The organism is Micromonospora okii, assembly GCF_020884795.1.
Classification (GTDB): domain Bacteria; phylum Actinomycetota; class Actinomycetes; order Mycobacteriales; family Micromonosporaceae; genus Micromonospora; species Micromonospora okii.
In genome coordinates this window covers 1,873-2,470 of sequence record NZ_BBZF01000035.1, presented here as the reverse complement: position 1 = coordinate 2,470, position 598 = coordinate 1,873, and the positions used below count along the sequence as shown (strand labels likewise).

At 58.4% G+C, this 598-nt stretch carries 1 rRNA gene (cut by a window edge); it reads right to left on the bottom strand.

What is annotated here, in order from left to right:
* Window positions 1-350: ribosomal RNA gene (locus LPU43_RS28485) — 23S ribosomal RNA — on the bottom strand; it reaches 2,801 nt to the left of the window's first position.
* Between the last annotated feature and the right edge of the window lie 248 nt (window positions 351-598).

Here is a 598-nt window from a genome sequence, read left to right as displayed (position 1 = left end):
CACGTGTCAGCATGTTCAGTAGGGTCCCACAACCCCGACCACGCAACCCCTGACAGGTATCACACGCAGCCGGTTTAGCCTCAATCCGCTTTCGCTCGCCACTACTCACGGAATCACATGTTGTTTTCTCTTCCTACGGGTACTGAGATGTTTCACTTCCCCGCGTTCCCCCCACACACCCTATGTATTCAGGTGCGGGTGACTGGACATGACTCCAGCCAGGTTTCCCCATTCGGACACCCTGGGATCACAGCTTGGTTGACAGCTCCCCCAGGCCTATCGCGGCCTCCCACGTCCTTCATCGGCTCCTGGTGCCAAGGCATCCACCGTTCGCCCTTGACAACTTGACCACAAAGATGCTCGCGTCCACTGTGCAATTCTCAACAAACGACCAACCCACAACCCGAACAGCCCCACACCAGAAATCCCGACAACCGCCGGCGGTATGCGAGACCAGGCCATGCCTGGCAGCCCGCGGAACTCCCGTCCCGCACAAGGCATCCGAAGAAAACAACCGTAGTTGTTCCTTCAGGACCCAACAGGGTGCTTTACGCTCCATCCCAGCCGCACCATCAGCTCGTTCCCTACCAACCACAGG